The organism is Pilosibacter rotomagensis, assembly GCF_045062245.2.
Taxonomy (GTDB): domain Bacteria; phylum Bacillota; class Clostridia; order Lachnospirales; family Lachnospiraceae; genus Pilosibacter.
This window is the reverse complement of sequence record NZ_CM170323.1, coordinates 3,726,069-3,734,707: the sequence shown is the minus strand read 5'-3', so window position 1 is coordinate 3,734,707 and position 8,639 is coordinate 3,726,069. Positions and strand designations below refer to the sequence as shown.

At 48.5% G+C, this 8,639-nt stretch carries 9 protein-coding genes; all 9 read left to right on the top strand.

Annotated features, from left to right (window positions below):
- Positions 1–454: 454 nt before the first annotated feature.
- The 9 genes from ACI3EW_RS17045 to rsmG all read left to right on the top strand — a co-directional run bounded on the left by ACI3EW_RS17045 (position 455) and on the right by rsmG (position 8,555).
- Positions 455–1,093 (top strand): ECF transporter S component, encoded by a 639-nt coding sequence (locus ACI3EW_RS17045; RefSeq protein ID WP_118533375.1) that lies wholly within the window; start codon positions 455–457, stop codon positions 1,091–1,093.
- Positions 1,094–1,474: 381 nt separating this feature from the next.
- Positions 1,475–1,609 carry a 50S ribosomal protein L34 gene (rpmH, locus tag ACI3EW_RS17040; RefSeq protein WP_015552758.1) on the top strand — a complete coding sequence of 45 codons (135 nt, stop codon included), beginning with the start codon at positions 1,475–1,477 and terminating at the stop codon, positions 1,607–1,609.
- A 72-nt stretch (positions 1,610–1,681) separates the two neighbouring features.
- Positions 1,682–2,026, top strand: coding sequence for a ribonuclease P protein component (gene rnpA / locus ACI3EW_RS17035; protein ID WP_118297693.1), 345 nt, complete (start codon positions 1,682–1,684; stop codon positions 2,024–2,026).
- Positions 2,027–2,033: 7 nt separating this feature from the next.
- Complete coding sequence (gene yidD, locus ACI3EW_RS17030) at positions 2,034–2,243, top strand: membrane protein insertion efficiency factor YidD (protein WP_118297692.1); 210 nt, start codon at positions 2,034–2,036, stop codon at positions 2,241–2,243.
- A gap of 20 nt (positions 2,244–2,263) precedes the next feature.
- A complete protein-coding gene (locus ACI3EW_RS17025; protein ID WP_118533373.1) occupies positions 2,264–3,514 on the top strand; it encodes a YidC/Oxa1 family membrane protein insertase in 1,251 nt (416 codons plus the stop codon).
- A 15-nt stretch (positions 3,515–3,529) separates the two neighbouring features.
- Positions 3,530–4,240, top strand: coding sequence for an RNA-binding cell elongation regulator Jag/EloR (jag, locus tag ACI3EW_RS17020; protein ID WP_118533365.1), 711 nt, complete (start codon positions 3,530–3,532; stop codon positions 4,238–4,240).
- 216 nt (positions 4,241–4,456) lie between these two features.
- Complete coding sequence (gene mnmE / locus ACI3EW_RS17015) at positions 4,457–5,833, top strand: tRNA uridine-5-carboxymethylaminomethyl(34) synthesis GTPase MnmE (protein WP_118533387.1); 1,377 nt, start codon at positions 4,457–4,459, stop codon at positions 5,831–5,833.
- 15 nt (positions 5,834–5,848) lie between these two features.
- Positions 5,849–7,804, top strand: coding sequence for a tRNA uridine-5-carboxymethylaminomethyl(34) synthesis enzyme MnmG (gene mnmG / locus ACI3EW_RS17010; RefSeq protein WP_118533363.1), 1,956 nt, complete (start codon positions 5,849–5,851; stop codon positions 7,802–7,804).
- Between the two features lie 4 nt (positions 7,805–7,808).
- Positions 7,809–8,555 (top strand): 16S rRNA (guanine(527)-N(7))-methyltransferase RsmG, encoded by a 747-nt coding sequence (gene rsmG, locus ACI3EW_RS17005; RefSeq protein WP_118533361.1) that lies wholly within the window; start codon positions 7,809–7,811, stop codon positions 8,553–8,555.
- Positions 8,556–8,639 lie beyond the last annotated feature (84 nt).

The following is an 8,639-nucleotide window of genomic DNA, read 5'->3' as shown; positions in this document are numbered from 1 at the left end:
AAACCCAATCTAATCTTATTCTAACGTAAAAGAGGATAATTTTCAATGTCAAATGTGAAAATCCACAACTTTTCCAATAAGTTATCCACAACTTATCCACGATTTGGGGATAAGTTGATAATTACGGGTGGAAAACATGTGAATACCCACATAACAAGATGTACGCCAGGAACGGACACGAAAAATACAACAGGCTGTGTCCGCGAAGGATGGACAGGTCGGGCAGAGAGGCTGAAACCAGGCGGGCAGCAGGAGAGATGCTGAGAAAAATTTCTTTTGTGTATAGGAAGAAAAAATGCAGGGCACGGAATACCGGGAGAAGAAATCTGTAAAATGGAAAAATTGGAAAATGCAGGAAAACAGTTTGACTCTGAGACGATGACACGGTATAATGCAAGTCGTGACTATATTGCATTGTATCTCGCAAGAGAACAGTAGCAGGAGGAATTGAAAAATGAAAATTGAAAAGAAAGTTCTGGACATGTCCCTCGCCGGGATCTTTACCGCGATCATCATCGCCATGTCGGTCGTACCGTTTCTCGGTTACATCCCGTTAGGCTTTATGAATGCGACGATCATTCACGTCCCGGTCATCATCGGAGCGATCATTCTCGGACCGAAGTACGGCGCTTACTTAGGACTGGTATTTGGTGTGACCAGCCTCGTAAAAGCGACCATTACCCCTGGTGTGACCTCCTTCGTATTCAGCCCGTTCGTTACGATCGGCGGATACAGCGGAAACATGTGGAGCGCCGTGATCGCGATCGTGCCGCGTGTATGCATCGGCATCGTTGCTTATTATGTATATAAGCTGATCATGAAGGTCGCTCACGGGATCAAAGGCAGCCAGACCGTTGCCCTCTGGGTGGCTGGTATTGCAGGAGGTATGACAAACACACTGCTTGTCATGAATGGAATCTACATCTTCTTCGGACAGAGCTATGCCGCAGCGTCCAACAAAGCAGTCGAGCACATCTACGATGTGATCCTCGGGATCATCCTCGGATTTGGAGTTCCGGAGGCGATCGTTGCCGGTATTCTTACAACAGCGATCACGAAGGTCCTGTTTAAGATCATGAAAAACAACGGCTGATCGTGAGCCGGAAGAGTGTGCATCGCAGCAAATAGAGAGCTGCAGCTTCTATATAATAATGAAGAGATACTAAATATAGTGACATAAAATCGAAACATACATTTTATGGGGGATGGCGAAAAGCTGTCCCCCTTTTTGGATGACGGAGAGAGAAAGACGGGCGTTTGTATGAGGACTCTCCGGAAAGCCGGAATGTGGATAACAGGCGAAAAAATTACAAAGATATGAGTCGGAAATCCCCATGATTTAAGGATTTTTTTGAAATTTGGTCTTGACGAAGGACGGCAATTTTTATATAATCGATACGATGCTTCAATATGTCTTAGTTTATATGTACATGAGAAGGTACTTGAATTTATAGTAAGAGGAGGTGCCGGGTTTATGAAGATGACATTTCAGCCGAAGAACACTCAGAGAAAAAGAGTTCATGGTTTCAGAGCGAGAATGGCAACAGCAGGTGGCAGAAAAGTTTTAGCTGCCAGAAGAGCAAAAGGTAGAGCTAGATTATCTGCTTAATGAACCAAGAGAGTATCCGGAAGTTTAGGAAAACTTTTGGATACTCTTTTTTGTTATTCAGAGAGGTATTGAATGAAAAGGTTCAATTCGTTAAAGAAAAATCAGGACTTCCAGACGGTTTACCGCGGTGGAAAGTCCTACGCAAACAAATATCTGGTCATGTACGTGATGGATTCGGGACGGGAGGACACGAGGATCGGCATTTCCGCCAGCAAAAAGGTTGGAAACAGCGTCGTGAGACATCGGTTCGCGAGACTTGTCCGTGAAAGTTTCCGGTTAAATAAGGACATATTAGAAGACGGCAAAGACATCATCGTTGTCGCGCGGGTCGCGGCAAAAGACAAAAATTTCGACAAGATTGAGAGTGCATTTCTGCACTTATGCGGGCTTCATAACATTTTAAAAGAATCGAAGTGAGTGGTTTATGAAATGGGTACTGATTGGTCTGATCAAGATTTACAGGAAGTTTATCTCTCCCTGTATCGGCCCTCACTGTATTTATACGCCGACCTGCTCCCAGTACGCCATGGAAGCGATCAAGAAATACGGCGCTATAAAAGGTACTTATCTTGCTTGCAGGCGGATTCTGCGATGTCACCCGTTTGCAAAAGGCGGTTATGATCCAGTCCCGTAGAAAACCCCAGGAGGTAAGATATGGTTTTGACGAAGGCTGGTTCCATTCTGGGACCGATCGCGACTGTCCTTGGCTATGTCATGGACATCCTCTTCAGATTTACAAGCAGCTTCGGCGTGTTTAATGTAGGTCTGTGCATCATTCTGTTTACGATCGTAATGAAAACACTGATGATACCGCTGACGATCAAACAGCAGAAAACCACAAAACTCATGTCTGTCATGAATCCGGAGATCCAGGCGATCCAGAAGAAGTATAAAGGAAAGTCAGATCAGGAGTCCATGCAGCGTCAGAACGTGGAGATTCAGGCTGTTTACGAGAAGTACGGCACAAGCATGACAGGCGGATGCCTTCCACTGCTGATCCAGATGCCGATCCTTCTTGCACTGTACCGTGTCATCTACAATATTCCGGCATACGTTCCGTCTGTCCGCGTTTATTTCGACAACGTTGTCACTCCGTTGATGGGACAGGCTGACTATGCTCAGAAGTTACAGGAAATCACAAATATCGCAACCGCCTGCGGCGGAAAATTAGACAAGTTTGATTTCACAAATGCAAACCGTCTTGTAGACATGCTCTATAAATTCTCCACATCCCAGTGGGGAGAACTTCAGGCACTGTTCCCGGCAATCTCTGATGTGATCGGCCAGAATGCTGCTGTTGTCGAGAGAATGAACACGTTCCTCGGTTTAAATATGGCAGAGGCGCCGGGCTGGGTACCGTCCTTCGCATGGATCATCCCGGTTCTTGCGGCAGTATCCCAGTGGTTCAGCACAAAGCTCATGAGCGGAAATCAGCCGTCCACATCCGCAGATGCAGAGAATCCGATGGCCCAGTCCATGAAGACTATGACAACGACAATGCCGTTATTCTCCGCGTTCATCTGTATCACGATGCCGGCAGGTCTTGGTATCTACTGGATCGCGACCAGCGTTGTTACAATTATCCAGCAGCTCATCGTTAACGCGTACATGGATAAGGTAAACATCGACGATATGATCGCAAAGAACCTGGAAAAGGTAAATAAGAAACGTGCAAAACAGGGACTTCCGCCGGCTAAGGTAACTCAGAACGCTACCGCATCCTTAAAGGCTATCAAGGCTGAGGAGGAGAAGGAAAAAGTTGCTGAGGAAGTTAAGAAGGAAAAGATCGCGAAACAGATCGAGGAGTCCAGCAAGTACTACAACACCAACGCGAAACCGGGAAGTCTCGCTTCCAAGGCAGCGATGGTCCAGAAGTACAATGAGGCACATGACAAGCGAAAATAATAAGGGGGTTCTGTTATGGAAATGATTACAGTGACTGCGAAAACTGTGGAAGATGCAATCACACAGGCATCCCTGCAGCTCGGTGTGAGCAGTGATCGGATTCAGTATGAGGTCGTTGAAAAGGGAAGTGCTGGAGTTCTTGGCGGACTCTTTGGTTCCAAGCCGGCAGTGATCCGCGCGAAGAAGATCGAGACCGTTGACGATAAGGCCGTAGATTTCCTGAATTCCGTTTTCGACGCAATGGGTCTTGCTGTTGACGTGGAAGTGAAAATGAATGAAGAGGAAAAGGAGATGGATGTCAATCTGACCGGCGAGGAGATGGGACTTCTCATCGGTAAGAGAGGGCAGACACTCGATTCCCTTCAGTATCTTGTAAGCCTTGTTGTAAATAAGGAATCTGAGGACTACTTAAGAGTCAAGCTGGATACCGAAAATTACAGAGAGAGAAGAAAAGAAACACTGGAGACTCTCGCAAAGAATATTGCTTACAAAGTAAAACGGACAAGACGTCCGGTTTCCTTAGAGCCGATGAACCCGTACGAAAGACGGATCATTCACTCTGCACTTCAGAACGATAAATACGTATTCACAAAGAGCGAAGGTGAGGATCCGTTCCGTCATGTTGTGATCGCATTAAAGAAGGAAGAGCGCAGGGAGAGAAGACCGAGATACGAGAGACGCGAGAGAACATCCGCTTACGAAAATACTCGTCGTGAGCAGGAATAAAACAAGCATATCGGAATGAAAGAGGGGTTGCCTATGGCAGCCCCTTTGTGCTATGATAGGGTGACAAATTGTGTGAATTCCCGTGCATTTTGGAAACCGAATTGCGGCAGGATCAGATGATAGAAGTTCTGCTTCCAAAATGTGCGGAACAGGAAAAATTGCGATGCTGTCTGTCTGGAATATGAAACAGGCAGCAGGAATATCAGGATGGAGATTATGGAATATACAGATACGATTGCAGCGATCGCGACGGCGATGGGAAATTCCGGGATCGGGATCGTGCGGATCAGCGGTGAGAATGCGGTGGAAATTGCGGAAAAAGTGTTCCGCGCCCCGGGAAAGAAGAAGCTCTCGGAAGCTGCGAGTCACACGATTCATTACGGATATGTTTATGATGGAGATGAGACGATCGATGAGGTCCTTCTGATGCTCATGAGAGGACCGAGAAGCTATACGGCGGAAGATACCGTTGAGATCGACTGTCATGGCGGAATGCTCGTCACAAGACGGATCCTGGAGACAGTCTTAAAGGCTGGAGCGAGACTTGCCGAGCCGGGAGAATTCACAAAACGCGCCTTCTTGAACGGCAGGATCGATCTCTCACAGGCGGAGGCCGTCATCGACGTGATCAACGCGAAAAATGAATATGCGCTGCAGTCATCTATCAGCCAGCTTCGCGGAAGCGTGTCGAAGGAGATCCATGAGATCCGGGATCAGATCATCTACGAGATCGCCTTTATCGAGTCGGCGCTCGATGACCCGGAGCATATTTCCCTGGACGGATACGGGGAGAAGCTCCTCGGCGTGGTCCTTTCCGTGAAGAAAAAACTGGAAAAACTGATCCGTTCCTCCTCAAACGGACGCGTGGTCTCAGAGGGCGTGAAGACGGTTATCCTGGGGAAACCGAATGCCGGAAAATCGTCGCTGATGAACGTTTTAGTCGGTGAGGACCGCGCGATCGTGACGGATGTGGCAGGAACCACGAGAGATATTCTGGAGGAACATATCTACCTTCAGGGGATCAGCTTAAATGTTGTGGATACGGCCGGGATCCGGGACACGGAGGATGTGGTCGAAAAGATCGGTGTCTCCCGCGCGATGGAAGAGGCAAAGAAGGCCGATCTGATCATCTACGTCGTGGATGGATCGAGAGAGCTGGATGAGAATGATTATCAGATCATGGACTTCATAAATGACCGGAAAGCCGTTGTCCTCTTAAATAAGAGCGACCTGGAACCGGTCGTGTCCGCGAAAGAAGTGGAAGAGCGGTCGGGACATAAGGTGATCGGGATCTCCGCAAAGGAGGAGACCGGAATTGACCTTCTGGAAGAGGAGATAAAGGCTTTATTCTATGAAGGTGAGATCGACTTCAACGACCAGGTCATGATCACGAATGTGCGCCATGTGAGGGCTCTAAAGGATGCTTTTGAGAGCATGTCCATGGTTGAGAAAAGTATTGAGAACGGCATGCCGGAGGATTTCTATTCGATCGATCTGATGGATGCGTATGAGAAGCTGGGACTCATCGTCGGGGAATCCGTGGAGGATGATCTGGTGAACGAGATCTTCAGCAAATTCTGTATGGGAAAATAGAAAAGAGGAAATAAAATGCCGGTAGTAGAGGAGACATATGATATTGTAGTTGTCGGTGCGGGCCATGCGGGATGCGAGGCGGCACTTGCGGCAGCGAGACTTGGATTTGAGACGATCATGTTCACGGTCAGCGTGGACAGCATCGCTCTGATGCCGTGCAACCCGAACGTCGGAGGAAGCTCCAAGGGACATCTTGTCCGTGAGCTGGATGCCCTCGGCGGAGAGATGGGAAAAAATATCGATAAAACATTTATCCAGTCAAAGATGTTAAACGAGTCAAAGGGGCCGGCGGTCCATTCCCTGCGCGCCCAGGCGGATAAGCAGGAGTATACGAGATCCATGCGCCGCGTCCTTGAAAACACGGATCACCTGACGATCCGCCAGGCCGAGGTGGCTGAGATCCTGACGGAGGAGATCCCGGGAGAATACGGGACCTTTAAAGAGGAACACGGAGAAAACGGGCAGCAGGAGAGCAGCTATCCGGTGAAAAAGAGGATCATCGGCGTGAAAACGTATTCCGGCGCGATCTATAAGTGCCGCGCGGTCGTTCTTGCAACCGGCGTATATCTCCGCGCGAGATGCATCTACGGGGATGTCAGCAATCCGACAGGACCGAACGGTCTGCAGGCGGCCAACCATCTGACAGACTCCTTAAAGGCAAACGGGATCGAGATGTACCGCTTTAAGACAGGAACTCCGGCGAGAGCAGATAAGAGAAGTATCGATTTTTCGAAGATGGAAGAGCAGTTCGGAGACAAGCGCGTCGTTCCGTTCTCCTTCTCCACGGATCCGGAGTCGGTGCAGAAAGACCAGATTTCCTGCTGGCTGACCTACACAAATGAGAAGACTCATGAGATCATCCGGAACAACCTGGACCGTTCGCCGTTATTCTCCGGTGCGATCGAAGGAACGGGACCGAGATACTGCCCGTCGATCGAGGATAAGGTTGTAAAATTCCCGGATAAGGAGCGCCATCAGGTGTTCGTAGAGCCGGAGGGACTCTACACGAACGAGATGTATCTCGGCGGAATGTCGAGTTCTCTTCCGGAGGATGTCCAGTATGCGATGTACCGGACTGTTCCGGGGCTTGAAAATGTCAAAATTGTTCGAAATGCATATGCAATTGAGTATGATTGCATCAACCCGAGACAGTTAAAAGCGTCTCTCGAATTTAAAAATATCGATGGATTATTCTCCGGCGGCCAGTTTAACGGAAGCTCCGGATACGAGGAAGCTGCCGTTCAGGGCTTCATGGCCGGCGTCAACGCGGCGAGAAAGCTGCAGGAGAAGAGTGCAGTGGTCCTTGACCGTTCCCAGGCGTATATCGGGGTTCTGATCGATGATCTTGTCACGAAAGAGAACCATGAGCCGTACCGTATGATGACATCGAGAGCAGAATATCGTCTGCTCCTTCGCCAGGACAATGCGGACCTCAGACTTCGTGGGATCGGACATGAGATCGGCATTGTGTCGGATGAGCAGTATGAATACGTGGTATGGAAAGAAAAAGCCATCGAGGAGGAGATCGCCCGTCTGGAAAAGGCGACGATCGGAGCGAACGAGAAAGTTCAGAAGTTCCTTGAGGCACATGGAAGTACAATATTAAAATCCGGAAGCACACTCGCAGAACTCATTAAGAGACCGGAACTGAATTATGAGATGCTGGCGGAACTCGACGAGAAGAGACCGGAACTTCCGGCTGATGTGCGGGAACAAGTTGATATAAATCTGAAATATGACGGATATATCCGCAGACAGAAGCAGCAGGTAGCTCAGTTCAAGAAGCTGGAAGGAAGAAAAATCCCGGCGGATCTCGACTATACGACGGTGAACAGCCTTCGAAGAGAGGCAGTCCAGAAACTGAATCTCTACAAACCTGAGAATATCGGCCAGGCGTCCAGAATTTCCGGTGTGTCTCCGGCTGATATTTCCGTGCTGATGGTACATCTGGAGCAGATGGGGAGAAAGTAATAACATGACAGATGAATTTGTAAAATTATTGGATCAGGGCTGCGTGGATCTCGGAGTGACGCTTTCGGATCAGCAGAAAGAGCAGTTTTTCAAGTATTATGAGATGCTGATCGAGAAGAATAAAGTGATGAATCTCACGGCGATCACGGAGCTTTCAGATGTGATCACAAAGCATTTCGTGGACAGTCTGCTCCTTGTTCTTGCTGCACCTGAGCTTGGATTAAAGCTGGATGCGTCATCGCAATACAGCTGTATCGATGTGGGAACCGGAGCGGGATTTCCGGGAATCCCGTTAAAGATCGCATTTCCTGGCCTTAAGATCACACTCTTGGATTCCTTAAATAAGAGAGTCGGATTCTTAAATGAAGTGATCGAGGCACTGGGACTTACTGATATCACAGCAGTCCACGGCCGCGCCGAGGATTACGGCCGCGACCCGAAATACAGGGAACAGTTTGATCTCTGCGTATCCCGCGCGGTTGCGAATATGTCCACACTTTCCGAATACTGCATTCCGTTCGTGAAAAAAGGCGGCTATTTTATTCCGTATAAATCGGGGAAAGCTGACGAGGAGATCGAACAGGCGAAATCTGCGGTAAAAAAACTCGGCGGAGAACTGAAAGAAGTGATCGTAAAAGTTCTTCCGGAGACAGATGTGGAACGCACCTTTGTCCCGGTCAAGAAGATGGCAGTCACTGCAAAGAAATATCCGAGAAAGGCGGGACTTCCGGGGAAGGAACCGTTGAAGTAACGATTATTGATAAAAAACAAGCGCTGATCCTGATTTACACAGGACCGGCGCTTTGTTTTTATTTATGGGCAGGAATGTTTCACG

What these genes read in the sequence shown, in the direction of transcription:
- jag (WP_118533365.1), top strand. Translation starts at nt 3,530, where the DNA reads ATGGAAATGATTACAGTGACTGCGAAAACTGTGGAAGATGCAATCACA.
- ACI3EW_RS17045 (WP_118533375.1), top strand. Translation starts at nt 455, where the DNA reads ATGAAAATTGAAAAGAAAGTTCTGGACATGTCCCTCGCCGGGATCTTT.
- mnmG (WP_118533363.1), top strand. Translation starts at nt 5,849, where the DNA reads ATGCCGGTAGTAGAGGAGACATATGATATTGTAGTTGTCGGTGCGGGC.
- rpmH (WP_015552758.1), top strand. Translation starts at nt 1,475, where the DNA reads ATGAAGATGACATTTCAGCCGAAGAACACTCAGAGAAAAAGAGTTCAT.
- mnmE (WP_118533387.1), top strand. Translation starts at nt 4,457, where the DNA reads ATGGAATATACAGATACGATTGCAGCGATCGCGACGGCGATGGGAAAT.
- rsmG (WP_118533361.1), top strand. Translation starts at nt 7,809, where the DNA reads ATGACAGATGAATTTGTAAAATTATTGGATCAGGGCTGCGTGGATCTC.
- yidD (WP_118297692.1), top strand. Translation starts at nt 2,034, where the DNA reads ATGAAATGGGTACTGATTGGTCTGATCAAGATTTACAGGAAGTTTATC.
- rnpA (WP_118297693.1), top strand. Translation starts at nt 1,682, where the DNA reads ATGAAAAGGTTCAATTCGTTAAAGAAAAATCAGGACTTCCAGACGGTT.
- ACI3EW_RS17025 (WP_118533373.1), top strand. Translation starts at nt 2,264, where the DNA reads ATGGTTTTGACGAAGGCTGGTTCCATTCTGGGACCGATCGCGACTGTC.